Source organism: Yinghuangia sp. YIM S09857, from assembly GCF_051388915.1.
In the GTDB taxonomy this organism is placed as follows: domain Bacteria; phylum Actinomycetota; class Actinomycetes; order Streptomycetales; family Streptomycetaceae; genus Yinghuangia.
The window spans coordinates 454,981-481,892 of sequence record NZ_JBPKBH010000007.1 but is presented as its reverse complement, the minus strand read 5'-3'; the positions used below and the strand labels follow the sequence as shown (position 1 = coordinate 481,892).

General features: G+C 72.6%; 19 protein-coding genes. 7 read left to right on the top strand and 12 right to left on the bottom strand.

Annotation, left to right across the window (positions count from 1 at the left end):
- Positions 1–77 precede the first annotated feature (77 nt).
- The gene (locus ACRX5S_RS18380) at positions 78–4,910 is read right to left on the bottom strand and encodes an Lhr family helicase (protein ID WP_436774027.1); all 4,833 of its coding nucleotides are present in this window, start codon (positions 4,908–4,910) and stop codon (positions 78–80) included.
- 103 nt (positions 4,911–5,013) lie between these two features.
- Between ACRX5S_RS18380 and ACRX5S_RS18375 the strand changes: the two genes are divergently transcribed.
- Positions 5,014–5,208, top strand: a complete 195-nt coding sequence (locus ACRX5S_RS18375) for a DUF3046 domain-containing protein (RefSeq protein WP_436774026.1) — start codon at positions 5,014–5,016, stop codon at positions 5,206–5,208.
- Positions 5,209–5,236: 28 nt separating this feature from the next.
- Here the strand turns inward: ACRX5S_RS18375 and ACRX5S_RS18370 are convergent, their stop codons facing one another.
- From ACRX5S_RS18370 to ACRX5S_RS18360, 3 genes are all read right to left on the bottom strand, one after another.
- The gene (locus tag ACRX5S_RS18370) at positions 5,237–8,041 is read right to left on the bottom strand and encodes a DUF4132 domain-containing protein (RefSeq protein ID WP_436774025.1); all 2,805 of its coding nucleotides are present in this window, start codon (positions 8,039–8,041) and stop codon (positions 5,237–5,239) included.
- A 103-nt stretch (positions 8,042–8,144) separates the two neighbouring features.
- Positions 8,145–9,593: an MFS transporter gene (locus ACRX5S_RS18365; protein ID WP_436774024.1), complete on the bottom strand. Its 1,449-nt coding sequence runs from the start codon at positions 9,591–9,593 to the stop codon at positions 8,145–8,147.
- Entirely contained in the window at positions 9,590–10,048 is a 459-nt protein-coding gene (locus ACRX5S_RS18360; RefSeq protein ID WP_436774023.1) for a MarR family winged helix-turn-helix transcriptional regulator, read from the bottom strand. The genes ACRX5S_RS18365 and ACRX5S_RS18360 overlap by 4 nt, the downstream gene beginning before the upstream one ends.
- Before the next feature lie 128 nt (positions 10,049–10,176).
- Between ACRX5S_RS18360 and ACRX5S_RS18355 the strand changes: the two genes are divergently transcribed.
- The gene (locus tag ACRX5S_RS18355) at positions 10,177–10,470 is read left to right on the top strand and encodes a DUF1330 domain-containing protein (protein ID WP_436774022.1); all 294 of its coding nucleotides are present in this window, start codon (positions 10,177–10,179) and stop codon (positions 10,468–10,470) included.
- 38 nt (positions 10,471–10,508) lie between these two features.
- On the top strand, positions 10,509–11,810 hold the full coding sequence (locus ACRX5S_RS18350) for an AI-2E family transporter (protein WP_436774021.1): 1,302 nt from the start codon (positions 10,509–10,511) through the stop codon (positions 11,808–11,810).
- Between the two features lie 9 nt (positions 11,811–11,819).
- Here the strand turns inward: ACRX5S_RS18350 and ACRX5S_RS18345 are convergent, their stop codons facing one another.
- A complete protein-coding gene (locus ACRX5S_RS18345) occupies positions 11,820–12,599 on the bottom strand; it encodes a site-2 protease family protein (RefSeq protein WP_436774020.1) in 780 nt (259 codons plus the stop codon).
- Between the two features lie 136 nt (positions 12,600–12,735).
- Positions 12,736–13,683 carry a 3-methyl-2-oxobutanoate hydroxymethyltransferase gene (panB, locus tag ACRX5S_RS18340; protein ID WP_436774019.1) on the bottom strand — a complete coding sequence of 316 codons (948 nt, stop codon included), beginning with the start codon at positions 13,681–13,683 and terminating at the stop codon, positions 12,736–12,738.
- A gap of 301 nt (positions 13,684–13,984) precedes the next feature.
- On the opposite strand from panB, the gene ACRX5S_RS18335 reads away from it, so the two are divergent.
- From ACRX5S_RS18335 to ACRX5S_RS18325, 3 genes are all read left to right on the top strand, one after another.
- Positions 13,985–15,562, top strand: coding sequence for an MFS transporter (locus ACRX5S_RS18335; RefSeq protein WP_436774018.1), 1,578 nt, complete (start codon positions 13,985–13,987; stop codon positions 15,560–15,562).
- A 3-nt stretch (positions 15,563–15,565) separates the two neighbouring features.
- Complete coding sequence (locus ACRX5S_RS18330; RefSeq protein WP_436774017.1) at positions 15,566–16,231, top strand: TetR/AcrR family transcriptional regulator; 666 nt, start codon at positions 15,566–15,568, stop codon at positions 16,229–16,231.
- A gap of 169 nt (positions 16,232–16,400) precedes the next feature.
- Positions 16,401–17,432, top strand: a complete 1,032-nt coding sequence (locus ACRX5S_RS18325; RefSeq protein WP_436774016.1) for an endonuclease/exonuclease/phosphatase family protein — start codon at positions 16,401–16,403, stop codon at positions 17,430–17,432.
- A gap of 12 nt (positions 17,433–17,444) precedes the next feature.
- On the opposite strand, the gene ACRX5S_RS18320 is transcribed toward ACRX5S_RS18325, so the two are convergent.
- From ACRX5S_RS18320 to ACRX5S_RS18300, 5 genes are all read right to left on the bottom strand, one after another.
- Positions 17,445–19,001, bottom strand: a complete 1,557-nt coding sequence (locus ACRX5S_RS18320; RefSeq protein WP_436774015.1) for an amidase — start codon at positions 18,999–19,001, stop codon at positions 17,445–17,447.
- A gap of 97 nt (positions 19,002–19,098) precedes the next feature.
- Positions 19,099–20,844, bottom strand: a complete 1,746-nt coding sequence (locus ACRX5S_RS18315) for an acyl-CoA dehydrogenase family protein (RefSeq protein ID WP_436774014.1) — start codon at positions 20,842–20,844, stop codon at positions 19,099–19,101.
- Positions 20,845–20,961: 117 nt separating this feature from the next.
- Entirely contained in the window at positions 20,962–22,722 is a 1,761-nt protein-coding gene (locus ACRX5S_RS18310) for an NAD+ synthase (protein ID WP_436774013.1), read from the bottom strand.
- Between the two features lie 25 nt (positions 22,723–22,747).
- Positions 22,748–23,746, bottom strand: coding sequence for an RNA polymerase sigma factor SigJ (gene sigJ, locus ACRX5S_RS18305; protein WP_436774012.1), 999 nt, complete (start codon positions 23,744–23,746; stop codon positions 22,748–22,750).
- Positions 23,743–24,183 carry a carboxymuconolactone decarboxylase family protein gene (locus tag ACRX5S_RS18300; protein WP_436774011.1) on the bottom strand — a complete coding sequence of 147 codons (441 nt, stop codon included), beginning with the start codon at positions 24,181–24,183 and terminating at the stop codon, positions 23,743–23,745. Before ACRX5S_RS18300 ends, sigJ begins: the two co-directional genes overlap by 4 nt.
- A gap of 204 nt (positions 24,184–24,387) precedes the next feature.
- Between ACRX5S_RS18300 and ACRX5S_RS18295 the strand changes: the two genes are divergently transcribed.
- Positions 24,388–25,749 (top strand): glutamine synthetase family protein, encoded by a 1,362-nt coding sequence (locus ACRX5S_RS18295; protein WP_436774010.1) that lies wholly within the window; start codon positions 24,388–24,390, stop codon positions 25,747–25,749.
- A gap of 94 nt (positions 25,750–25,843) precedes the next feature.
- Here the strand turns inward: ACRX5S_RS18295 and ACRX5S_RS18290 are convergent, their stop codons facing one another.
- Entirely contained in the window at positions 25,844–26,455 is a 612-nt protein-coding gene (locus ACRX5S_RS18290) for a TetR/AcrR family transcriptional regulator (protein WP_436774009.1), read from the bottom strand.
- Positions 26,456–26,912: the final 457 nt, after the last annotated feature.

Genomic DNA, 26,912 nt, shown 5'->3' with positions numbered 1-26,912 from the left:
GCATCCGTGACTCGATACTGGGGGACCGACGTGACCGGGGTGTTTCGTGCGGCAGGCGGGCACGTAACGAAACGGTCTCAGCCGCGGAGCCGCAGGCCGCGCGGTGTCGCGTGGAATCCGGCGGCCTCCAGCGCACGTCCGAGCGACGATGTCAGGACGCCCTCGCCGTCCGCCCGTTCGACCGTGAGCTTGCCGAGCGCGCCTTCGCGCACCGCGAGGGCCAGCGCGTCGACGGCAGGCTGGAGCCGCTCGGGCTGCTCGGTCCAGGTGAGGAGTGAGCGGCCGCCGCGCTCGACGTAGAGCACCAGTTCGCCGTCCACGAGCACCACCAGGGCGCCCGCCTTGCGGCCCGCCCGGTGTCCGCCCGCGGCCTCTCCTGGACGGTCCGGCCAGGGCAGCGCGGCACCGTACGGGTTCGCGGGGTCGGCGGCGGCGAGCAACAGCGCGCGCGGCCCGGAGTCGTCGCGGCCGGAAGACCCGGCGCGTCCGGCAGACCCCGTGGGCCCGCCGAACCCGGTAGGCCCGCCGAACCCGCTGGGCGCACCGAACCCTCCAGGCCCGGTGGATCCGGCCGACTCGGCCCGCCGTTCCGCGGCCTGTTGCAGCGCGCGCAACCGGTCCACCGCCCCGTCCGCCGCGAACTGGGCCGCCCCCAGCCCCTCGACGAAGTACCCGCGGCGCACCCGGCCGGTCTCCTCGAACGCCGACAGCACGCGGTACGCCGCCGAGAAGCCGCCAGGGCTCCCCTCCGCGACCACGGCGCCGCGCGTCACCACGCCGTGCCGGTCCAACAGCGTCTCGGCCAGCGCGTGCGCCCGACGTGTCGGATCGGGCTCGCGCTCGGGTACGAGCGACCAGCGCCCCACCGCGATGGGCGGGGCCGACCGCGCGGGAGCGACGGGACGGCCGCGGCTGAGCCCGCCGTACCGGCCGCGCGGGGTGGCCCGCCGTGCCCGGTGCGCCGTCGAGCCTGCGGTACGCCCGGACCCCATCAGTGCCCGCAGCGGGGCCAACGTGTCGCCCGTGACATGCCCTGCCCACGCCAGATCCCACAGCGCGGTGACGACCTCGGCATCGCTCGGCACCGCCGTCTCCGGCGGCAGCAACTGCGGGACGCGGTCCGCGATCTGCCGGAAGAACAGGCCGTACCCGCCGTCCAGCGCGGTCAGGACCGCCCGGTGCAGCGGACCGAGGTCGAGCGGTGTGGGCGGCGGCAGCAACAGCGGCGCGGCGTCCGCGAGATAGAGCGACACCCAGCCGTCGTTGCCCGGCAGCGCGCCGTGCCCCGCCCATACGACCTCGCCCGTCGCGCACAACTCGTCGAGCAGCGCCGGGTTGTACGCCGCCACACGCGTCGGCAGCACCAGCTTCTCCAACGCCGACGCCGGAACCGCCGCCCCCTGCAACTGCTCCACCGCACGCACCAGGCCGTCGACGCCGCGCAGCCCACGCGCCGCGGAACCGCCCGCGCCCTGCCACACCGGCAGGAACCGGGCGAGCGCGAGCGGCGGCACCGGCTCCACCTCGTGGCGCAGCGCGGCCAGCGAGCGCCGCCGCAGCATCCGCAGCACCTCGGCGTCGCACCACTCGGTGCCCGCGCCGCCGGGCCGGAACTCGCCGGACACCACCCGGCCGGTCGCCGACAGTCGCTGGTACGCCCCGGTCACGACCGCCGCGCCCAGCCCGAACCGGGCGGCGGCGTCGGCCGCATGGAACGGCCCCCGGGTGCGCGCGTGCCGGGCCAACAGGTCGCCGAGCGGGTCCTTGACCGGCTCGGTGAAGGCCTCGGGGACACCCACCGGCAGTGGCGTGCCGAGGGCGTCGCGCAGCCGCCCGGCGTCCTCGATCGCCGCCCAGCGCTCGACGCCCGCGACACGCACCCGGATCGCGCGGCGTGCCTCCTCCAGCGCCACCAGCCGGCGCGAGGTGTCGGCGGGTGTGCCGAGGCTGCGCGCGGCCACCTCGTCGGTGCCGAGCGGGCCGAGCAGGCGCAGCAGGTCGGCGACGCCCTCGGCGTCGCGCGCCCGACGGTCGTCGGTGAGCCGCTGCAACTCGGCCTCGGTGCGCGCGACCACCTCGGCGTCGAGGAGTTCCCGCAGTTCGGCCTGGCCGAGCAGTTCGGACAGCAGGCGAGAGTCGAGGGCGAGCGCGGCGGCGCGGCGCTCGGCGAGCGGGGAGTCGCCCTCGTACATGAACTGGGCGACGTACCCGAACAGCAGGGAGCGGGCGAACGGCGACGGCTCGGGGGTGGTGACCTCGACGATGCGGACCTTGCGGGCGGCGATGTCGGCCATGAGTCCGGCGAGGCCCGGTACGTCGAAGACGTCCTGAAGGCACTCGCGCATGGTCTCCAGCACGATCGGGAACGACCCGTACTCGCTTGCCACCGACAGCAGTTGCGCGGCCCGCTGGCGCTGCTGCCACAGGGGAGTGCGCCTGCCGGGCATCCGGCGCGGCAGCAGCAGGGCGCGTGCCGCGCACTCGCGGAAGCGCGACGCGAACAGCGCCGAGCCGCCGACCTCGGCCGTCACCAGCGGCTCGACCTCGGCGGCGTCGAACACCGCGAAGTCGGACGGCAGGCTGAACTCGGCGTCGGCGTTGCCGGAGCTCGATGACGGATACAGATCGATTGCGGACTGGGGGGCACCGTCCGGCCGCCAGGCCGGGGGAGGATCCCCGGTGTCCGGCAGGCGCAGCACGATGCCGTCGTCGCCGTGCATCGTCTGGACGTCCAGCCCCGTCCGCTCGCGCAGCCGCGCCGCCACCGCGAGCGCCCACGGGGCGTGCACCTGCGCACCGAACGGCGAGTGCACCACGACGCGCCAGTCGCCCAACTCGTCGCGGAAGCGCTCGACGACGATGGTCCGGTCGTCCGGGACGTGCCCGCACGCCTCGCGCTGTTCGGCGAGGTACGCCAGGAGGTTGTCCACCGCCCACGCGTCCAGCCCCGCCGCCGCGACCCGCTCGCGTGCCTTCTCGGCGTCCATCGCGCCGATCTCGCGCAGGAACGCACCCAGCGCACGCCCCAGTTCCACCGGTCGGCCGAGCGTGTCGCCGTGCCAGAACGGCAGCTTGCCGGGAACGCCGGGGGCGGGGGTGACGAGCACCTTGTCGTGCGTGATGTCCTCGATACGCCACGACGAGGTGCCGAGCGTGAAGACGTCGCCGACGCGCGACTCGTAGACCATCTCCTCGTCGAGTTCGCCGACGCGCGACTTCTGCTTGCCGTCGCCGGCGGCCAGGAAGACCCCGAAGAGCCCGCGGTCGGGGATGGTCCCACCGCTGGTGACCGCGAGGCGCTGGGCGCCGGGACGGGCGGTCAGCGTGCCTCCGACGCGGTCCCACACCAGCCGCGGGCGCAGTTCGGCGAAGGCGTCGCTCGGGTAGCGCCCGGCGAGCATGTCGAGCACGGCTTCATACGCCGACACGGGCAGCGACGCGAAGGGCGCGGCGCGGCGTACCAGCGTCAGCAGCTCCTCGACGTCCCAGTCCTCGACGGACACCATCGACACGATCTGCTGGGCCAGCACGTCGAGCGGGTTGCGCGGCGGCCGCACGGCCTCGATGGCACCCGCACGCATGCGCTCGGTCACCACCGCGGTCTGCACGAGGTCGCCGCGGAACTTCGGGAACACGACGCCGCGCGACACCGCCCCGACCTGGTGCCCGGCGCGTCCGACGCGCTGGAGGCCGGACGCCACCGACGGCGGCGACTCGACCTGCACGACCAGGTCGACGGCACCCATGTCGATGCCCAGTTCGAGACTGGACGTCGCGACCACGGCGGGCAGCCGCCCGGCTTTCAGGTCCTCCTCGACCAGGGCACGCTGCTCCTTGGACACCGAGCCGTGGTGCGCGCGGGCCAGGACCGGCGGGGCGCCCTTGAGGCTCCCGGCCTGCGCCATCAGCTCGGCGGGCGGACCCGACTCGGGCATCACCTCGCCGGTCGCGCGCTCGTACGCGAGCTCGTTCAGCCGCCCGCACAGACGCTCCGCGAGACGCCGCGAGTTGGCGAACACGATGGTGGACCGGTGCGCCTGCACCAGATCGACAATGCGCTCCTCGACATGCGGCCACACCGAGGCGCGCTGGACCTGGCCGAGTTCGTCGTACTCGGCGGGCCGCTGGGCCAGCTCGCCCATGTCCTCGACCGGCACGACGACGGACAGGTCGAAAGTCTTGGCGGCGGGCGGCTGTACGACGGTGACCTCGCGCGTACCGCACAGGAAGCGGGCGACCTCGTCGACCGGGCGCACGGTCGCCGACAGCCCGATGCGCCGCGCCGGGCGGTCGAGGATCTGGTCGAGGCGCTCCAGGGTCAGCGCGAGGTGGGCGCCGCGCTTGGTGCCGGCGACCGCGTGCACCTCGTCCACGATGACGGTGTCGACGCCGCGCAGCGCGTCGCGCGCCTGCGAGGTGAGGATCAGGAACAGCGACTCCGGGGTCGTGATGAGGATGTCCGGCGGCTTCGTGGCGAAGCGGCGGCGGTCGGCGGCGGGGGTGTCGCCGGAGCGTACGCCCACCTCCACCTGCGGCTCGGGCAGCCCCAGGCGCACCGAAGCCTGGCGGATCCCGGCCAGCGGCCCGCGCAGGTTGCGCTCGACGTCGACCGCCAGCGCTTTCAGCGGCGAGATGTAGAGGACGCGGCAACGGCGCCGGGCGTCGGCCGGAGGCGGCTCGGCGGCCAGCCGGTCCAGTGCCGACAGGAAGGCCGCGAGGGTCTTGCCGGAGCCGGTGGGCGCGACGACCAGCGCGTCGCGGTCCGCGGCGATCGCCGCCCAGGCCCCCGCCTGTGCCGCGGTGGGCCGGTGGAAGGCGCCCGTGAACCAGTCGCGGGTCGCGGGCGAGAACCGGCCCAGGACCTCGGCGGGGTCGACCTCGGGAGGTGTCGCGTGTGCGTCGTCATGCATGGCCATTCCATGGTGCCGGGTCGCACCGACAATCGGCCCGCGCACCGCCCACACCGCGGCACGACCCCGGCCACGGGTGCGCCGCGCCTGGGATAATCGAGCCATGCGACTGACCGACTTCTGGGAGCGGATGCGCGCCCACTTCGGCGAGACGTACGCCGACTCCTTCGCCAACGACCACGTCATGACCGAGCTGGGCGGCCGCACCGTCGTCGAGGCCTTGAAAGCGGGCTACGACGCCAAGGACGTCTGGCGCGCAGTCTGCGTGGCCATGGACGTCCCCGCCTCACACCGCTGACCCGGCCCCGCCGCCGGCCCAAACCCCGTCAGGCCGCCGACGGCGGCCCGGCGACCGCGTCGAGCGCCGCCAGGATCTCGCTGACCAGGACCGCGCCCAGGTCGTCGAACGTCCGTCGGTGCAGTGCCGAGACGTACGCGCCCGCCCCCGTGCGCGTGAGCTCGACCGCCTCCAGGGTCTGCGTCTCGATCGCCGCCGGAGCCCCCGCGTAGATGCCGGGGCGGTACGACAGCGTCACCTCCCACCCCTCGCCGACCGACAGCGCACTCACACACTGATAGCCGCCCTGGCCCGGAGTCTCGCGCACCCAGCCGCGCCGCTCCAGGCCCAACAGCCGCGTCGTCTCGGCCTCGGCCCCGGCGTAGCGCGCGACGACGGCATCGGCCGATTCCCCCGGCAGCGGGGCGTGCACGGGCCGGTCGAGCTGGGCGAACGGCTGGTCGATTCCGTGCGCCGCGAACACCGCCGCCCAGCGCGGGAGGTCGTCGCCCAACTCGGCGGGATGCGCGACCGCGAAGCTGGTTTCCTCGGACGCGAAGGTGCACACGCCGCCGTCGACGTCCTCGTACGTGCCGTCCTCCGTGATCCGGAAGTCGACGGTCTCAACCGTGCCGATCGCGGCGGACCACGCGGCCGACCACACCAGGCGCCGGGCGAGGTGCCGGATCAGCGGCTGCTCGGCGACGAACTCGCGAAACTCCTCCGCGGCCCATGTACGGCCGCCGGTCATCGCCGTCTCCAGGCGCCGCAGCGCTTCCGCGGCGGTCTTCCGGACATCCTTCTTGAGCGCTGCGAAGCGCTCGCGCGCGGCTGTCGCCGCCTCGGCGTCGTCGGACGGCCCCGCCGGCGGCAGATCCTTGCGTTGCCTGCCGTCCTCGCCGACGACGTACGGCTTGAGCCACGCGTCGAAGCCCACGGTGAACCTGCGCGGACCGAAGTCGAGGACGGTGGTCCCGTCGGCGTCCAGCCCGAAGTCCGGGACGAGGCGGTCGGCGAGCTGGGCGTCGCTCAGCCCCAGCGACGCGGCCACCTGGGCGACGTTGTCCCGCGCCCGGGTGCGTACTGCCCGCAGCCCCTGGCCCCGCGACAGCGCGAGCAGGCGCCGCAGCGTCGCGGGCGTGCCGATCGCCGCGAGCACGTCGATGCCGTCGACTGCCCGCTTGTGCACGCCCTGGTGCGGCCACCGCATCACGATCGGTTCCAGCAGGTCCGCAGTGTCGTCGGTGCCGAGCACGCCGAGCGCGTGGAACGCCCACGCCTCCTTGGGCGGCAAGCCCGCGAGGCGCCACGCCTCGAAAAGCGCCCAGGCGAACCCGGCGGCCACGTCGGGGGCGCAGGCGGCCTTGACCTCGGCCAGTCCCGCATACCGGGCGCCCGGCTTGGAGATCGCCAGCATGCCCAGCAGGGCACCGACCGCCTCCTCCGGCAGCGCGGCACCCGAACGCAGCGTGACCTGCGGGAGCAGGGCCGGGCTCGCCCAGTCCGGCAGCGCCGGCATGCGCGACGGCAGGCCGAGCGACAGCGGATCGGTCGCGAACATCACCTCGATCGCGGCCGTGGCCCTGGCCCCGTACGCCGCGGCGGCGGTACGCACGGTCTCCTCGTCACGAACGCTCGCGACATGGCGCAACGCGTGCTCGGCGGCGCGGCGTTCCGGACCGGCCTTGCCGACGGCGTCGGGGACGAGCAGGCGCGCGGCATCGTCGGCATGCCGGGTGAGCCAGGCCGCGGCCACGTCGTGCGGTATGTCCGAACGGCGGTGCAGCCACCCGGCCATGAGCCGTGCGGTGTCAAGTCCGACGACGGGCATCAGCAGGGCGGCCCGGTGGACCGGTGATTCGAGCGCGAGGGAGTGCACCAGGGGAACGGCGTCCGTTTCGTACGCGGCCAGCAGCGCGCGGGCGTCGGGGGTGATGAACCACCGGAGGTTCGGCCGCCACCGCCGCAGGTCGTCGCCGAGGTCGGCGTCGGGGTTCTGAAGGAAGAGCTGGACCGCCTCCCAGGCGGGCAGCGTTTGCGACCGCAGCGCGTCGAGTGTGTCGGTGTCCGCGGGCACTGGCTTGGGGGTGAAGCCGCGCTGGATGGGGGCGGAAAAGGCTGTGCGCTCCTCGGGCTGCCAGACCATGAAGGGCTCCGGATCCGCCGCGAGTCCCGGGACCGTCACCGGACGGGTGCGCTTGCGCGTCCACGGCGGGGTGGCGAGCACCTCCGGGATCTCGTCGGCAGGAGCGATTTCGACCGCCGCGACGGTGGCGCGCGTCTGGGCGTCGACGACCGCGACGGTCTCCGCGTCCAGCATCGGGCGGACGGACGCGACGAGTTCGCGGTGCGCGTCGATGTGTGCGGTGAGCAGTTGGCGGGCCGTGGTGGCGTGGTGCTCGGGATCGCGTATGGCCGCGTCCGCCAGCAGCCGCAGCGCCCGCACCGGGTAGCGCTTGGCGGCCGCGAGCACCGCCGCCCGTGCCTGGTCGATGTGGTCGAGCAGGGTACGGAACGCCTCGTCGGTGGGGAGCTCGACCAGGACGTTGTGGAGTTTGCGCTGGTCGGTCGGAGACATGTAGCTGTACTCGGTCTGCGCGACGCCGGTCAGCTCGTGGACGACCGCGGCGGCCCAGCGCACGTCGACGCCGTCGAGGGCCGTGCCGTCGACGGCGGCTCCTGTTGCCTCGGCCAGGCTGACGGCGATGTATCCGCGGAGCGCGTCGGCCAGTTGCTCTGGGTCGCGGGGTGCCGAGGCGAGCAGCGTCTCGGACCTGTGCCAGGTATCAGGCAGGACGAACGTGCCCTCGTGGCGGATCGGCCCAGTCGCGGTCGTCGGCGTCGTCGCGCGCACCTTGCCACCCCTTTCCGGCCCCGGTGGCCGAGCGGGCTGCAACCTAGCCAACCGATCCGACACGAGGATCGTCCGGGTCCGCCGTCCTTTTCGGCGCGCCGGGTCATCGGTGCGGGTGGCGGCGAGTGGGCACGTTGGCTTTGGCTGCGGTGGGGTTGGTCTCCGGGGGGCGGTGGAGGGCGAGAGCGGCGGCGGTCAGGGCGGTGACCGCCATTGCGGCGATGCCGATCAGCGCCGCGGTGGTGTAGGCGTGGTCGTTCGGGAAGAGGCGACCGGTGTCGGTGCCGGCGGCCAGGACCAGGCCGCCGGTCGCGCTGCCCAAGGAGTAGCCGACGCTGCGGACGACGTAGTTGAAGCTCATCGCGCTGGACGTCTCGCTCTTGGGTGTGACGGCGAGGATGACACCGGGCATCGCGGCTGAGAAGCCGCCGACGCCGAAGCCCAGCACACCCATCGCGACGAGGAGTTCGGCCAGGTTCGACCGGGCCGCGGCGAACAGGACGAACCCGCCGCCGACGACGACGGCGCTGCCGGCCAGGAGGAAGGGCGCGTCGACCCGCGTCCGAACCCGTGGCGTGAGCTTGCCGGCGAGGAACCCGGACACCGAGAACGGGACCAGGACCAGCCCGGCGACGAAGGTGGTCAGCCCGAAGCCGTAGCCGGCGCCGTGCGGCGTCTGCGCGTAGCGCGTGATGAGCGTGAGCAGGAGGTACATGCCGATCCCGCCGACGAACATGGCGATGTTCGCGCCGGCGACCGCCGGGTGCCGCATCGCCCGGACGTCGACCAGCGGGGTCTTGCTGCGCAGTTCGGAGGCGGTCCAGACGCAGAGCAGGAGTACGGCGGCGACGGCGAGGACCACCGCCACGGCGAGGTGCCCGTTCCACAGGCTCCGCCGGCCCGCCAGGAACAGGACGAGGAACAGCCCGCCGGCCAGGACGAGCGCGCCCGCCGCGTTCACGTGGGCGGAGCGGCCTTCGGGAGCCGCGGGTATGGAATGCCACGCGGTGAGGAAGGCGACGGCGGTGACGAACAGACCGAAGCCGTACGCGGCACGCACGCCGCCGATCTCGGCGAGCAGCGCGGTGAGTGGGTAGCCGACGCCGGCGCCGATGATCGAGACCACCGAGATCAGGGCGATCGTCGCGGCGCTGCGCTCCTCGGGGAGATGGTCCCGGGCCACGCCCATCATCAGCGCCGTGAGGCCGAGCCCGATGCCTTGGGCCGCCCGGCCGATGAGCAGCCACGCGAACGGCAGCGGCAGCACGGTGAGCGCACTGCCGGCGACGACCACCGCCAGGGTGGCGAGGATCGTGGCCCGTCGGTACGGCCCGGCTCCGAGCCGGCCCAGGACGGGCGTGGCGACGGCGCCGCTCAGCAGCGCGACGGTCAGCGTCCACTGCGCGCTGTCGAGCGAGACGTGGAACGTGGTCGCCACACTGGTGATCAGCGGCGTCCCGAGGCTGCCGACCACCGCGGCGACCAGGGTGATGAACACCAGGGTGGGGACCAGCAGCCGCGCCTCGGCGCGTTCCGGGGCGCGCCGGGTCACCGCTTCGGCCCTTCCCGGTCCCGGCTTTCGAGCTCTGCCAGGTGCGCGAGCGCCGGGAGCGCCGCCACCAGGGCCTCGACCTCGTCGTCGGCGAGTTCGTCGATCAGCAGTGCGAGCGCGTCGACGCCCGCCTGGTGCCGCGTCCGAACGTACGACTCGCCGGCCTCGGTCAGACACACCAGCGTGACCCGCTTGTCGGACGCGTCGCCCCTCCTCTCGACGAGTCCGGACTCCTCCATCACCCGGACCAGGACGGTCATCGCGGGCTGGGTGACTCCCTCGGTCGCGGCCAGATCGGTGATGCGCCGCGGGCCGGACCTGTGCAGGGTGGCCAGGGTGGCGGCGGACGTGATGCTCATGTCGCGCGGAAGGCGTCTCACCGCCCTGGTGGCCAGTGCGTAGAGGGCCGACCCGATCGCAGTGGAAGCGTCACTGGACGCGTCTTGACGGCTCATGCGTGAAGCATAGAGTATTTATATGAATGTTTTATGTATCTCTCGCCATGCGGATGCCGCCGCAGGGAGGGATCGTTCCGAGCATCAGTACGAAGTCAGACATGTCTGGCGGAACACAGGAGGTTTCCATGGCCAAGGGCTACTGGGTCAGCGTCTACCCCGTCATTTCCGACCCCGAGGAGTTGGCCGCCTACAACAAGCTGGCCGGTCCGGCCGTCCGGGCCGGCGGCGGGCGCGTCCTGTCCAATTTCGGGCGGGTCGTCGCCCATGAAGCCGGAATCGCGGAGCGGGTCGTTCTGATCGAGTTCGACAGCTTTGAACAGGCCGTCAGGGCGTACGAGAGCGAGGCGTACCAGAAGGCGCTCTCGGCCCTCCCCGACGGCTTCCGGCGCGACTTCCGCGTCGTCGAGGGCATCGACTGACCGAGGGAGTGCACCAAGCACGTCATAGGGTGCACTTCGTGACATCAACCCCCATCGCGCCCGACGACTCCGACAGCCCGGGAACCGACGGCGGAGGATTAGGCGGCGACGGCTCCGACGGCGCGAACGCCGGTGACACCGAAGGTCCTGGCGGAGGCGGTGGATCCGGTGGCGGGTCGGGGTCGTCCGGGGCCGGGGTACTCGGTGAGCGCATGCCGCCGTGGTTGCCGCGGGCCGTTGTGCTGGTGTTCGCGACGTTCATCGGCTTCATGCTGCTGCGCTGGGCGTTCGGGCACTTACGCGGCTTCTTGATCGACCTGCTGATCGCCCTGTTCCTGTCGCTCGCCATCGAACCCGCCGTCGACCGGCTCGCCCGCCGCGGCATGCGGCGCGGTGCCGCGACCGGGATCGTCTTCGTCGTCGTGCTGATCGCGTTCGCGGGGATCATCGCGGCGATCGGCTCGCTGCTGGTCGACCAGGTCGTCGAGCTCGCGCACGACCTGCCCGACCACGTCCAGTCGTTGCTCGACTGGATCAACAAGCGGTTCGACACCGACCTGACGATGGAGAAGATCCAGGGCGGCCTGTTCAAGGACTCGAACACCGTGCAGGGCTACGCCGAGACGATCGCCGACAACGCGCTCGGCCTGGGGGCGGCCATCGTCGGCGGGCTCTTCGAGCTGTTCACCATTGGCCTGTTCACGTTCTACTTCGCGGCCGAGGGGCCGCGGCTGCGCCGCGCGGTGTGCTCGCTGCTGCCTCCGAACCGGCAGGCCGAGGTGCTGCGCGCCTGGGAGATCGCCATCGACAAGACCGGCGGCTACCTCTACTCGCGGGCGCTGATGGCCCTGGTGTCCGCCATCGCGCACTACGTCTTCTTCCTCGCGATCGGTCTCGACTACGCGATCGCGCTGGCCATGTGGGTGGGTCTGGTCAGCCAGTTCATCCCGACCGTGGGCACGTACCTGGCTGCCGCGCTGCCCGCGATCGTGGCGCTGACCGAGAGCCCGGTGGACGCGCTGTGGGTGATCGTCTTCGCCACCGCCTACCAGCAGTTCGAGAACTACCTGCTGCACCCGCGCATCACGTCGATGACCGTCGACATCCATCCCGCGGTCGCCTTCGGCTCGGTGATCGCCGGGGCGGCGCTGCTCGGTCCGACCGGCGCGCTCATCGCCATCCCGGCGACGGCCACAGCCACGGCGTTCTCCAGCACATACGTGCGCCGGTACGAGGTCACCGAACACCCGCTCGCGCCCGCGCACCAGGATCGCCCGAAGCGCAGGCGGCTCCGGCGGCGGCGCCCGGACGGCGGCGGCCCCGCCGGCGGCGACCGCTGACCGCCGGGGCTACTTCCAGAACTGGAACAGGCGGTACCCCGCGGACGCCCATTCGTCCGGGACGTCGAGCGCGTTCGTGACGGTGTGCACCTGGTCGAAGAACCAGTGGTTGATCTCCGGCGTCAGCAGCAGGCCGAAGAGCAGCAGCGGGGCGTACGGCGCGAAGGGCGCGATCGTGCGCCGGAAGTCGTACGACAGCCACGGCTCGATGATCCCGTAGCCGTCCAGGCCCGGCACCGGAAGCAGGTTGATGATCGCCGCAATGATCTGCAACTGCGTGAAGAACACCACCGCCGCGTAGAACGCCGGGCTCGCCCCGTCGAACACCGACGAGTTGATGAGCGCGACCCCGACGCCCGCGAACAGCACGTTCACGAACGGACCGGCCGCCGAGACCAGGGTGTGCTGGAGCTGACCCCGGATCAGCCCGCGCTCGATGTAGACCGCGCCGCCGGTCAGCGGGATGCCGCCGAGCAGGACGAAGACGGTCGGGATGACGAAGGTGAACAGCGGGTCGCTGTACTTGAGCGGGTCGAGCGTCAGATAGCCCTTGTCGACGACCGTCGTGTCGCCCGCCCGCAGCGCGGTGAACGCGTGCATGAACTCGTGCAGGCACAGCGAGACGAGCCAGCCGGTCATGACGAAGATGAAGACCGCGATCTCCTGGTCGCCGCTGCCGTTCCACAGCACGGCACCGGAGATCCCGAAGACGGCGACGAGTGCCAGGAAAAGCGGCGACGGCCGCACGTGGCGCACGTGTGCGCCGCGGCGGGTCCAGGCGTCGGTCATCCCGAAAGTATGCCCCGTCCGCCGCCTCGGCACAGGAGGCGGGGACGGGGCATCACGGATCGCGGGCGATCTACGCGGGTGGCGGTTCGACCGGCGGCGCCGTCGGTGCCGATCGACGGCACCATCGGCGGCACCGTCAGTGGAAGGCGTGCTCCGGACCCGGGTACGCGCCGCCCACCACGTCGGACGCGAACGCCCGCGCCGCGTCGCCGAGCGTGGTCCGCAGGTCGGCGTACTGCTTCACGAACTTCGGGAGCTTGCCGGGGGTGAGACCGGCCATGTCCGTCCAGACCAGGACCTGCGCGTCGCAGCCGGAGCCCGCGCCGATGCCGACGGTCGGGATGTCGAGCTGCGCGGAGACCTTGGCGGCCAGCTCCTCGGGCACGAGTTCGAGGACGACGGCGAAGGCGCCGGCGGCCTGCATGGCCTTGGCGTCGGCGAGCAACTGCGCGGCAGCCTCGTCGCCGCGGCCCTGCACGCGGTAGCCGCCGAGCACGTTGACCGACTGCGGGGTGAGGCCGATGTGCGCCATGACCGGCACACCCGCCGTGACCAGCGCCTCGACCTGCGGCGCCATCGCGACGCCGCCTTCGAGCTTGACCGCGCCGGCCCCGGCCTCCTTCATGAACCGCGCGCCCGTCTCCAGCGCCTGCGCGGGGGAGACCTGGTACGAGCCGAACGGGAGGTCGGCGACCACCATCGCGCGCCTGGTGCCGCGTACGACCGCTCCGGTGAGCATGACGAGCTGGTCGACCGTGACGGGGATGGTGTTCTCGTAGCCGAGGTGGTTGTTGCCCGCCGAGTCCCCGACGAGCAGCACGGGTATGCCGGCGTCGTCGAACACCGAGGCGATCATCGCGTCGTACGCGGTGAGCATGGGCCACCGCTCGCCGGTCTGCTTCGCGCGGGCCAGGTCGCGGACGGTCACGCGACGCCCAATGCCGTTGCCGCCGTAGAGCGTGAGCCCGGGGCCTTCCGGCGCCGCCTTGGGTGCGGCCGGGGCGCCTGTCGCGGGCGTGGTGTCGGCGGGCTGTACGGCGGGGGGCTGTACGGCGGCGGGCTGCTGCGAACGCTGCTCGGACATGTCTGACTCCTCATCTCGAGGCGCACGGTCGGCGTCCCCGGACTAACGCCATGGTGGCACGTGCCGCGCGACGACAAAAGGGTCGCTGGTCCCTATTCGGCCCGGTCGGCCGGGGTGCCGCCGGAGTGCGCGCGCACCCTGGCAGTTTGCCAGGTATTTACGATACGAGACCAAACCGTTTCGTAAAAAGGAGTACCGTCGAGACGTTGACGAGACCGCTGGTGCGGTGGCCGCAAAGCCACCACACAGGCAGCGGATCCACCGCGTGGCCCGGACGGGCCGGGACCTGGGGGGACACCTCATGGCAACAGCCGACACCCCGGCGGCCGCGCCGCCCACAACCGTCGATCCGCACGTGCACAAGCGCCGCTGGTACATCCTCGCGGTGCTGGTCGTGAGCCTGCTCGTGGTCGTGCTGGACAACTCCATCCTCAACGTCGCGATCAAGGTCATCGCCGACCCCGACGAGGGATTGGGCGCGTCGCAGAGCCAGCTCCAGTGGGCGATCAACTCGTACACGCTGGTCTTCGCGGGGCTGCTGTTCACGGCGGGCATCCTGGGCGATCGCTTCGGGCGCAAGAAGCTGCTGCTGTTCGGCATGGTCGTCTTCGGCGTCGCGTCGCTGCTCTCGGCGATCTCGCAGAGCCCCGGCCAGCTCATCGCCGCCCGCGCGGTGATGGGGTTCGGCGCCGCGTTCGTCATGCCCGCGACGCTCTCGATCATCAGCAACGTCTTCGAGCCGCACGAGCGGGCCAAGGCGATCGGCATCTGGTCCGGCGCGGTCGGCCTGGCCATCGCGATCGGCCCGATCACCGGCGGCGCGCTGCTGGAGCACTTCTGGTGGGGCTCGGTCTTCCTGATCAACGTGCCGATCGTGGTCATCGGCGTCATCGCCATGATCCTGATCGTGCCGGACTCGAAGGACCCCCGCCCCGGCCGCCTCGACCCGGTCGGCGTCGCGCTCTCTATTGCCGGACTGGTCTCGCTCGTCTACGGCATCATCAAGGGCGGCGAGGACTCCTGGACCAACCCCGAGGTGCTGGCCACCATCGCCGTCGGCCTCGCGATCCTGGGCGCCTTCGTCTGGTACGAGAAGCGCAGCGACCACCCGGCCCTGGACATCCGCTTCTTCCGCGAGCGGTCCTTCTCCGCCGCCTCGGCCGCCATAGGCCTGGTGTTCTTCGCGCTCATGGGCGTGACCTTCTTCATGGCGTTCTACCTCCAGAGCGTGCGCGGGTACACGCCGCTGGAGACCGGCCTGTTCCTGCTGCCGCTCGCCATCGGCCAGTTGCTGTTCGCGCCGCGCAGCGCGGGCCTGGTCCGCAAGTTCGGCGTCCGCGCGGTCACGACCGTCGGCATGCTGGTCGTCACCGGGACCCTCTCGTCGTTCACCCTGATGGGCCGCGACACCCCCATGTGGATCCTGTGCGTGGTGTTCTTCCTCCAGGGCATCGGCATGTCCCTGGTCATGCCGCCCGCGACCAACTCGGTCATGGCCTCGCTGCCGCGCGAGAAGGCCGGGGCCGGCTCCGCGGTGACGAACACCGTGCGGCAGGTCGGCGGCGCGCTCGGCGTCGCGGTGCTCGGCTCGGTCCTGTCGTCGGTCTACCGCGACGAGATCGCGGGGAACGGCGTGCCGAAGGGCGCGGACGAGTCGATCGAGGCGACCCTCGGCGCCGCCGCCCACGCAGGTCCGACCGGGGCCGGATGGGTGGACCCGGCCAAGGACGCCTTCATCCAGGCCATGCACTACACCGCCCTGGGGTCCGCGATCGTCGGCGCCATCGGCGCGGTCGTGGTGTTCAAGTGGATGCCGCGCAAGCCCGTCGAGACCGCGCCAGAGCAGCCGGAACAGCATCGCGAGACCGCTAAGGTCTGACCGATGAACGCGGTGAAGGACGAGGCGGCCGGACGGCGCGACGCGGGGGCACCGGACGGGGACACCGTCCCGGTGACCCGCCCACGCGGACGGCCGCGGAGCGCCACCGTCGAGCGGGCGATCCTGGAGACCACGCTGCGTCTCGTCGGTGAGCACGGCAGCGTCGGCGCGCTGTCCATCGAGGCGGTCGCGCAGCAGGCCGGGGTCGGCAAGGCGACCATCTACCGGCGCTGGCCCAACAAGGAGGCGCTGGTCATCGCGGCCGTCGAGGCCGCCGAGGAGCCCATCCCGGAGCTGGCGGGGGAGAGCGTACGCGAGGATCTCGTGCGCCTCCTGGAGGCCATGCGCCTGAACCTGGTGGGCCAGCGCGGCGAGGGCCTGGTGGCCATGGTGCTCACCGAGGTCAAGCAGCACCCGGAGCTGCACCGCCGCTACCACGAGGTGGTCATCGAGCGGCGGCGCGAGGCCATGCGGGTGGTGCTGCGCCGCGGCGTCGCCACCGGCGAGCTGCGCGCCGACCTGCCGGTGGAGCTGATGCGGGACCTGCTCGCCGCACCCATGCTGATCCGCAAGCTCGTGCACGAGACCGACCTGCCGCCGGAGCTTCCGGCGCAGGTGGTGGACACGGTGCTGCGCGGTATCGCGGGGCCCGCGGCGGCCGACGGCTGACGCGGCGAAGCGGTGGCGGTCCGGGGTTTGTGACGGTCGTGTCCCGGAAACGTCCCGGCCGTGCCGTCGGGGAACCTCCCGGTGCGTGGTGTGCGTCCTGTGAGGACGTATGCGACATTCGGCGCAGGCGGCAAACGATCTCCGCGCCGCGCGACCCCGGGAGACTGCAATGACGTGGCCCAGCACGAGGGAGACCCACGCGCCGCCGGCGACGGCGGGCGCACGGGGCACCCGTCGCGGGCTGCCCCCGTGGCCCGGCTTCAAGGCGCTCATGGAGCGGCCGTCGTGGCGACGCGGCCGCATCGTCGCCGGGTTCGCCGCCGCCGTAGCGCTGTTCATCGGCGGCCACTCCTTCATCCCCAACACCCCGGGCCAGGTCGGCTCGCTCGTGGAGACCTTCCTGCCGTGGACGGGGCTGCTCGTGCTGCCGCTCCTGGTCGCGGCGGGCGTACGGCGGTCCTGGACCGCGCTCGTGGCCACGCTGCTGCCGGTGGCCGTCTGGCTCGCGATGTTCGGCGGGACGGTGTTCTCGTCGGCCGGGAGCGGGCCGTACGACGTGCGCGTGGTCACCCACAACATCAACGCCGAGAACCCGGACCCGTCCGGCACCGCCCGCTCGCTGCTCGGTGCGAAGGCCGACATCGTCGCGCTCCAGGAGATCCCGGCCGGCCAGAGCGGGCGCTACGGGGCGGTGCTGGACGACGCGTACGAGTACCGCGTCGCCGAAGGCACCGTCGCACTCTGGAGCCACTACCCGATCGAGAACGTCAGCCCGGTCGACGTCGGCATGGGCTGGACCCGGGCCCTCCGCGCCGAGATCAGGACCCCCAAGGGCGGCCTGACGGTGTACGTCGCGCACCTCGCCTCCGTGCGCTTCGGCCCGGGCGGCTTCGGCGTCGACTCGCGCGACGACACGGTCCGGCGGCTCGCGGACGCCGTCGACGCCGACAAGGCCGAGAACATCGTGCTCATGGGCGACCTCAACGGCACCGTCGACGACCGCGGCCTCGAACCCCTGACCGACGGCCTGACCGACGCGCAGGAGGCCGCGGGCGGCGGCTTCGGCTTCACCTGGCCCTCGTCCCTGCCGATGGCCGCCATCGACCACGTGATGGTGCGCGGCGTCGACACGGTCAGCGCCAAGGTGCTGCCCAAGACGCCCAGCGACCACCGCCCGGTGAGCGCGGACCTCAGGTTCTGACGCGGGGCCTGCTCAGGCGCGCGGCGCGGGCCGGCGCACGTGCCAGTCGGTGCGCAGTTGCACCGCGTGGGCCGCGCTGAGCAGGCGGTGGTCCGCTCCGGGCGCGGCGGCCAGTTGCAGCCCGATCGGCAGTCCCGCGTCGTTCGGCGGGCCGGGGATCGAGACCGCGGGGAAGCCCGTGGCGTTCCAGACGGACGTGTAGAAGAGCGGGAGCAGGTGCATGAGCCCTGCGTCCAGCCGGGGTGCGGCGGTGCCGACGGTGGCGCTCAGGACCACGTCGAACGCGCTGAGGAATTCCGCGACTTGCCGCCGTCCGCGGGCGCGCACGCGCTGGGCGTGCAGGTAGTCGCGGGCGGTCCAGAAGGCCCCGGCGGCCATGAACACGCGGGTGAGCGAGCCGTACGCGGGCCAGTGCCGGGCAAGCTGCTCCCGGTGCGTGTCGTACGTCTCCGCGCCCTGCACGATCCGGCACGCCGACTCCAGTTCGGCCAGCCCGGGCACCGGACGCTCGCGGATGACGGCCCCGGCGTCGGCCAGCACGCGGACCGCCTCGGCCACCGCGCGGCCCGCCGCCGGATCGGTCCCCGCACGGTCCAACCCGGTCGTGTCCACCGCGACCCGCAGACCGCGCAGCAGGCCCGGATCGCCCGGCCCGCGGGCGGGCAGCCCGGCCAGCACCTGGTAGAGCGCGAGGCAGTCGGCCGCGTCGGTGGCGATCGGGCCCACGGTGTCCACGGTCGGCGCGCCGGGCACGACCCCGTCGACCGGCACCGTGCCGAACGTCGGCTTGAAACCGGTCACCCCGCACAGCGCCGAGGGGATGCGGATGCTGCCGCCGGTGTCGGTGCCGACGGATGCCGGGAACAGCCCCGCGGCGACACCCGCCGCGCTGCCCGCGCTCGAACCGCCCGGCCAGCGCTCGGGGTCCCACGGACTGCGCGGCACCGGCAGCGCGGGGTCGTCGGCCGCGCCGAAGCCGAACTCCGACAGCGACACCTTGCCGAGCACGATCGCCCCGGCGTCGCGCAGGCGTGCGGTGACGAGCGCGTCGGCGCCGCCGGTGTGCCGGGGCGGGACCGCGGAGTGCGCGGTCGTGGGGCCTTCGCGGGAGGCGATGAGGTCCTTGAGGGTGACGGGCACGCCGTGCAGGGGACCGCGTACGTCCCCGTGCGCCCGCGCCTGGTCCGCCTCGCGCGCGGCGGCCGCCGCCGTGTCGTCGAAGCGGGCGAGGTAGACGCCGAGTCCAGGGTCCACGGCGTCGGCGCGGGCGAGCAGCGCGGTGACCAGTTCGACGCTCGACACCTTGCCCGTGGCTAGCGCGTCGGCGGTCCTGAGCAGCGAGTCTTCGGGCGTGTGCGCGACGGCGGAGGCGGTGCCCTCGGCGAAGGACGGGGCGCCGCCGGGGAACCGGGTGTCCTCGCCCTCGGCCGGTGCCGACGCGTGCAGGGCGCCGGCCTCGGCCTCCGCCTGGGCGTGCGCCGCGACCAGCGCGGCCAGTTCGCCGTCCGAGGGGGTGATGCCGTCGGCGGCGAGGAAGTCGCGTACGGCGCCGGAATCGGACGTGCTCACAGGACCTCCCGGGGCCGGGGCGACAGGGCCGAATGTCATCAGCCGGGGACTTGCGAACGTAATCTGATGATCCGTCAGATGCAAGCGACCCCGCCGGTCACCGCCCCCGGGGCAGGCCGAGAACGCGCTGCGCCACGATGTCCCGCTGGATCTGCTCGGTTCCGCCGTAGATGCCCGCCGCGCGGGACCACAGGTAGCCGGTCATCGCCTCGTCGCCGAGCAGGTCGAGCCGCAGGCGGCCGATGAGCTTGTCGACGCGCGTGAGCAGCAGTTTGTCGATCGACCCCTCGGGCCCCGGGTCGCCGTCGGCCTCGGGGCCGCGCATGCGCAGGCGGGTCCGTACGCGCAGGCGCAGCGCGTACAGCCACCGCTCCGCGTGGTCGAGGCGGTGCGCGAGGACGGGGTCTCCGCCGGTGCCGCGGACGCGCATGTCGGCGACGGCGGCGGCCAGCCGGGACGTCCAGCCGATGTCGGCCGGGCCGCGCTCGTACGCCAGCAGGGCCATCGCGATGCCCCAGCCGTCGCCTTCCGCGCCGAGCAGGTCGCCGACCGGCACACGCACCCCGTCGAAGAACACCTGTGCGAACTCGCGGGTCTCGAAGGCCGTGACGATCGGATCCACCCGCACGCCCGGCGCGTCCATCGGGACGATCAGCATCGACAGTCCTTTGTGCCCGGCCCCGCCGGTCCGGCACAGGAGCAGGCAGCGGTCGGAGTCGACGGCGTCGCTGGTCCAGATCTTGGCCCCGTCGACGATGTACGCGTCCCCGTCCCGCCGCGCCTTGGTGGTCAGCGCGGCGAGGTCCGAGCCCGCGCCCGGCTCGCTGAAGCCCTGGCACCAGGCGACGGCCCCCGACAGCAGGTCGGCGAGGTGCGTCCCGCGCTGCGCGTCGCTCCCGAACCGCCGTAGCGCGTGCGCGAGATGCCCGATCGGCGGGACTGGGGGCATGCCGCGGAACCCCAACTCGTCGTTGACGATCGCCTCATAGGCCGCGGGCATCCCGCGACCGCCGGACGCCGCCGGGAACGACACGCCCACGTACCCGGCCGCGTACAGCGCCCGGTGCCACGCCAGCCGGGGCCTCCCCGCGCTGTCGTGCGCCCCGGCGTCGAATCGGTCGATCCAGGCGATGAGTTCACTCCTGAAGGCGGCCTCCGCGGGGGAGTCCAGCGCCCGCAGGTCGGGAAGCGCGCCTGCCTTCCGCTCTCCCGCGACCCCCCGTCGCCGCTCCGCGTGCGCCCGCCGCAACCGCACGTGCGCCAGATGCTCCCAGGTCATCCCCATGCCGCCGAGGATCTGGATCGCCGTCTCGCACACGGAGACCGCAGCCTCGGCGCACACCTCCCGTGCGGCCGTCGCGACGGCTGTCGCCTCGTCCGGCGGCAGGGCGTCGACGGCCCACGCCGCGTGCGACGCGAAGGCCTCCGCCGCGGCGAGGTCCACCGCCGCGTCCGCCGCGAGGTGCGCCACGGCCTGGAAGGCCCCGATCGCCCGCCCGAACTGCGCCCGCGTATGCGCGTGTTGCAGCGCATCGTCCAGCGCTCCGCGGGCCACCCCGACGAGGTCCGCGCACAGCAGCGCGAGAGTGAGCGCCGCGTCGTCGCCCGCCTCGCGGTCGACATACGCCACCGGCGCCAACGTACGGGCCAACTCCGTCGCGACCACGGCGACCTGCGTCGCCGTCGCGCCCGCCGCGCGCATGCCGGTCAGGCCGGCCCGTTCCAGCACCGCCGCCCCGCGCGACGGGTCGGCCGCGGTCAGCCGCGTCGTGTCCGCGGGCCGCAGCGACTCGGCTATGCGGGCGGCCGTGTCCCGAAGCAGCGCCAGCTCATCGTCCTCCACCCGCGCAAGCTAACAGGGCAATCTTTACAAGGAAAGACAGGTGTAGGAGCGACCGGCGATCGCCCCTCACGCCAGTGGCTCGTGACAAGGCGGGACAGGTGCGAGGGCGACTGGAGATCAGCCCTCGCGCCAGTGGTTCGTGATCGGCAGGCGCCGGTCGCGGCCGAAGGCTTTGAGGGAGATCTTGGTGCCCGGCGGGTACTGGCGGCGCTTGTATTCGGCGCCGTCGACGAGCTTGAGGACACGGTCGACGAGCGCCGGGTCGAAGCCCGCGGCGACGATCTCGTCGCGGCCCATGTCCAGTTCGACGTAGTCGTCCAGGATGTCGTCAAGGATCTCGTAGTCGGGCAGCGAGTCGGAGTCCTTCTGGTCCGGCCGCAGTTCGGCGCTCGGGGGCTTGGTGATGGAGTTCTCCGGGATCGGCGGCACCGTGCCGCGACGCAGGGCCTCCGCGTTGCGCCAGCGGGCGATGCGCCACACGACGGTCTTCGGGAGGTCCTTGATCGGCGCGAAGCCGCCGACCGCGTCGCCGTACAGCGTGGAGTAGCCGCAGGCCAGCTCGCTCTTGTTGCCGGTCGCGAGGACGAGGTGGCCGTCCTGGTTCGACACGCCCATCAGCGTCGTGCCGCGGACGCGCGCCTGGAGGTTCTCCTCCGCGACGCCCGTCAGGTGCACCGCGTCGTGGTACGCGTCGACCATCGGGCCGATCGGGACCTGCCGGTAGTTGAGACCGATGCGCTCCGCGCTGTCCGCCGCGTCGTCCTTGGAGTGCTCCGAGGAGTACTTGCTCGGCATGGAAATGGCGTACACGTTCTCCGCGCCCATCGCGTCCGCCGCGATGGCCGCCACGAGGGCGGAGTCGATGCCGCCGGACAGGCCCAGGACCACGGACTTGAAGCCGTTCTTCGCGGCGTAGTCTCGCAGGCCGGTGACGGTGGCCGCATAGACCTCGGCGTCGTCGGAGAGGTGGTCGGCGATCGACGGGGCCATCGGCCGGTAGGGCGGCACGGGCGTGTCGGAGATCGTCGCCTGCACGATCGTCAGCCCGTCCGCGACCACGTCGCCCGCGCTGTAGGCGCTGTCGTCGGTGGACGCGGCCGGCAGCTCCAGGTCGGTGACCAGCAGCGCGTCCTCGAACTGCGGTGCGCGGGCGATCAGTCGGCCGTCGGGCCCGACGACGAGGGAGTCGCCGTCGAAGACCAACTCGTCCTGGCCTCCGACCATGTTGACGTACGCCAGCGCGCAACCCGCCTCGGAGGCCCGCCGCCTGGCCAGGTCGAGGCGTACGTCGTCCTTGGCCCGCTCGTACGGCGACCCGTTGACGACCACCAGCAGCCCGGCCCCGGCGGCCCGCACCGCCGCCACGGGGCCGCCGTCCTGCCACAGGTCCTCGCAGATGGCGAGCGCGACGTCGATGCCGCGCACCCGCACGACGGTGAGCGTGTCACCCGGCACGAAGTGGCGGAACTCGTCGAACACGCCGTAGTTGGGAAGGTGGTGCTTCACCGTGCGCGCGGCCACCCGGCCGCCGTGCAGCACGGCCGCCGCATTCTGCGGCGCGCCCGCGGGCAGGCCGAGCCGCGGCGTGGAGGTGTCGCAGCGGTCGAGGTAGCCGACCACCACCGGCGTGTCGCCCAGGCCCTCGTCGGCGAGCCGCCGTGCGAGAGCGTCGAGCGTGCGGCGCGAGGCCTCGACGAAGGACGGGCGCAGCGCGAGGTCCTCGACCGGGTAGCCGGTGAGCACCATCTCGGGGAAGGCGACCAGGTGCGCGCCCTGTTCGGCGGCGCGGCGGGTCCAGGTGACGACCAGGTCCGCGTTGCGGGTCAGGTCGCCGACGGTCGGGTTGAGCTGGCTGAGGGCGATCCGGAGCTGAGGCACGGCAGCAGTCTAGCCGACCTTGACGTCAATGTGACGAATAGTGGCCCGGGTTGTGGCGCGTCCCGTGCAGCACGAAGTCCGGCTCGTCCTCCGGCGTCGGGACCGTGCCGAGTTTGTCCGGGTTCACCATGCCCTGGATGCCGGCGATGTTCCCGTCGTGCGACTCGAAGCTCAGCAGCAGCCGCACGGACCCGAAGTCCAGCAGCAGGGCCGGGCCGCCGTTGACCTCGACCCGGTATGCGCGGGTGAGCGGCCACAGTGCGATGACGCCGAGCAGGAACCGCACGACCCGGTCCGGCCCGTGGATCGGGTTGCGGGCGGCGCTGACCCGGCCGCCGCCGTCGTTCCACATGACCACATCGCGCGCCAGCAGCGATTCGAGCCCCTTGCGGTCCCCGGACGCCGCGGCCGCCACGAACCGGTCGACCAGCGCGTGGTGTTCGCCGCTGTCGACGCGGAACCGCGCGCGATCCCGGTCCAGGCGCTCGGCCGCACGCCGGTGCAGCTGCCGCGCGTTGGCCGCCCCGATGCCCAGCGCGTCGGCGATGTCCTGGTACGGCAGCTCGAACGCCTCGCGCAGCAGGAAGACCGCCCGTTCGGGTGGCGACAACTGCTCCATCAGCCGCAGCGCCGCCAACGACACGGTGGACCGCTGCGCCGCGGTCTCCGCCGGGTCGAGCGCGAGCCGCCCGGTCGGCACCGGCTCGGGTACCCAGGGCCCGACGTACGTCTCCCGCCGGTGCCGCGCCGAGCGCAACTGGTCGAGGGCGAGCCGCGTGGTGGCGGTGACGAGCCAGCCGCGCGGGTCGCCGATCGCCTCCGCGCCGGGCTCGCCGGTGGCCCGGCTCCAGCGCAGCCAGGCCTCCTGCACGGTGTCCTCGGCGTCCCACCAGCTGCCGAGCATGCGGTACGCGAGGCCGAGCAGCACCCCGCGGTGCCGCTCGAAGACCTCGTCGTACGCGCTTCCGGAGCCGCCCCCGGCGCCGTTCCTGGAGTCGCGCCGTTCGGTGAGCGTCTCCGTCACAGGGCCGGCGGCTGGAGGTGCGTGCTCACTGCCACCCGGTTCCACACATTGATCGTACTGATCGCCAGGATGAGGTCCGCGAGCTCCTTGTCGGAGAACGCGTCCTGCGCCGCCGCCCACACCTCGTCCGACACGCCGTGCTCGCCGAGCGCCGTGACCTCGTCGGTGAGCGCCAGCGCCGCCCGCTCGACCTCGGAGAAGAACGGCGACTCGCGCCATGTGGCGACGGCGAACAGGCGGCGGCCCTGCTCGCCGTCCTTGAGCGCGTCGGTGCTGTGCATGTCCACGCAGAACGCGCAGCCGTTGACCACCGAGGCGCGCAGCTTGACCAGGTGGAGGAGTGTGCCGTCGACGTTCGCCCGGACGTACTTCTCCAGGCCCATGATCGCCTGGTAGCCCTGCGGTGCGGCCTGCGAGATGTCCATGCGCTGCTGCATTTCGCCGTGGTCCTTCCGGTGCTTTCCGTCCCCCGCCCGTGTGCGGTGGACGGCAGAACGACGGGACAGCCCCCCGCGGATGTGACAGTCCCCGGCAGCCCGCGGTGTGATGCCGCTCACGCGACTGGAGAACGGCCTGCTGAGCCGCCTCTTTGTTGGAGGGCCCGTAATGTGTTCGCAACCGGGACAGGCCAAGATGTACCCATGGATAAGCAGCAGGAGTTCGTGCTTCGCACGCTGGAGGAGCGCGACATTCGGTTCGTGCGCCTGTGGTTCACCGATGTGCTCGGCTTCCTCAAGTCGGTCGCCGTGGCCCCTGCCGAGCTGGAGCAGGCGTTCGCCGAGGGGATCGGCTTCGACGGCTCGGCGATCGAGGGCTTCGCGCGTGTCCACGAATCGGACATGCTGGCCAAGCCGGACCCTGCGACCTTCCAGATACTGCCGTGGCGCGCCGAGGCGCCCGGGACCGCCCGCATGTTCTGCGACATCCTCATGCCGGACGGCTCGCCGTCCTTCGCGGACCCGCGCTATGTCCTGAAGCGCACCCTGGAGCGCGCCTCGGACCGGGGCTTCACGTTCTACACGCACCCCGAGATCGAGTTCTTCCTGTTCAAGGACATGCCGCTGGACGGCACGCCGCCCACGCCGGTCGACCACAGCGGCTACTTCGACCACACGCCGCAGATGGTCAGCCACGACTTCCGCCGCCAGGCGATCACCATGCTGGAGAACATGGGGATCTCGGTGGAGTTCAGCCACCACGAGGGTGCCCCCGGCCAGCAGGAGATCGACCTGCGGTACGCCGACGCGCTCAGCACGGCGGACAACATCATGACGTTCCGCCTGGTGGTCAAGGAGGTCGCGCTCGAACAGGGCGTGCACGCGTCCTTCATGCCGAAGCCGTTCTCGCAGTACCCGGGCTCGGGCATGCACACGCACCTCTCGCTCTTCGAGGGCGACCGCAACGCCTTCTACGAGGCGGGCGCGGAGTACCAGCTCTCCAAGGTGGGTCGCTCCTTCATCGCGGGCCTGCTGCGGCACGCGGGCGAGATGGCGGCGATCACCAATCAGTGGGTGAACTCGTACAAGCGGCTGTGGGGCGCGTCGGCGCGCACGGCGGGGATGGGCGGCGAGGCGCCGTCGTACATCTGCTGGGGGCACAACAACCGCTCGGCGCTCGTGCGGGTGCCGATGTACAAGCCGACCAAGGGCCAGTCGACCCGCATCGAGGTGCGGTCGATCGACTCGGCGTGCAACCCGTACCTGACCTTCGCGGTCCTGCTGGGCGCGGGGCTCAAGGGCGTCGAGGAGGGCTACGAGCTGCCGGCCGGCGCCGAGGACGACGTGTGGGCGCTGACCGACGCCGAGCGCCGCGCGCTGGGCATCGCGCCGCTGCCGCAGAACCTGGCCGAGGCGATCGCGCTCATGGAGCGCAGCGACCTGCTGCCCGAGGTGCTGGGCGAGCACGTCTTCGAGTTCTTCCTGCGCAACAAGCGCCAGGAATGGGAGGAGTACCGGCAGCAGGTCACGCCGTTCGAGCTGCACAAGTACCTGCCGGTCCTGTAGCCGGCCCGGCCGCGCAGCCCCCGCGCAGCCCGATCGCCCGGCTCGACCGCCGCGCCTGCCGACGCGTCCTCGCGGCACCTCGGCAGGCGGCCGGTTACGGCCTCGGGCGCAGCAGTTCCATGATGTAGCGCTTGAACGCGTCGGACTCCTCGCCCTGCGGGAGCAGTTGCGGCGCGCCGCGGCGCACCAGCGCGATGCCGACCGCGACCATCCAGGCGGCGAGCGCGTGCTGCCGCGCGGCGTCCGGGGCAAGGCCCAGTTCCTCGTTGAGGGACGCGCCCCACGCGATGCGCTGCTCGGTCACCCGTTCCAGGAACGGGCCGACGACCGGGTGCGCCGAGTGCACCAGCAGCGTCGTGCTGATGTCCGCTCCCTGCGGCCCGGTGAAGGCGAACTCGGTGAGCCACCGCCCCCGTTCGGCCGGATCGGTGATGCGGGCGGCGGCCGCCATCATCGCGTCCGACTCCTCGACCCAGAGTTCGAGGGCGGCGTGGATGAGCGCGTCGCGGTCCTTGAAATGCCAGTAGAAGCTGCCCTTGGTCGTGCCGAGACGCTCGGCGAGCGGTTCGACGGCGATCGCGCCGAGGCCGCTCTCGCGCATCGCCTCCAGTGCGGCGCGCGCCCAATCGTCCCGCGACAGCGTGCGTCTGCCGGACCGTGCGGGTCTGTCTGTTCGGACACTGTCCGGGGGAACACCGTTGCGCATGACTGACACGCTAACGTAGGGTGACTTCCCGTACGGTGGCGTATGGAGAACTGGCAAGACGGAGGATCCCCCAGGCCGTGGGACGGACGACCTGACGGGACGGTTCTCCGGAACCACCGGGCGGGTAGCGCGTCGGCACCGGTCATCGCGGTCGGGGGACTCGATGGTCGGGACGCGCCTACGGCGTGCGGCCGTCGGGAGCTCCCTCCCGGCGGCCGCATGTTGCCTCCCGCCGCGGCGTGCCGCCCGTACCGCCTCACCTGCCGTGCCCCGATCCGGCCTGACTCGCGCACTCCGTCGGCGGGTTGGCTGTTGGGGGGCGGACCCCTGCGCGGCTACGCTCGGCTGGTGACCACATGGGATCCGGTATCCGCGGGAGTGTCCACAGCGCGCCTGGTCAGGCTGGGTTTCACCGACGCGGCCGCGGCCGCGCGGCGCCTCGCGGACCCGGTCCTCG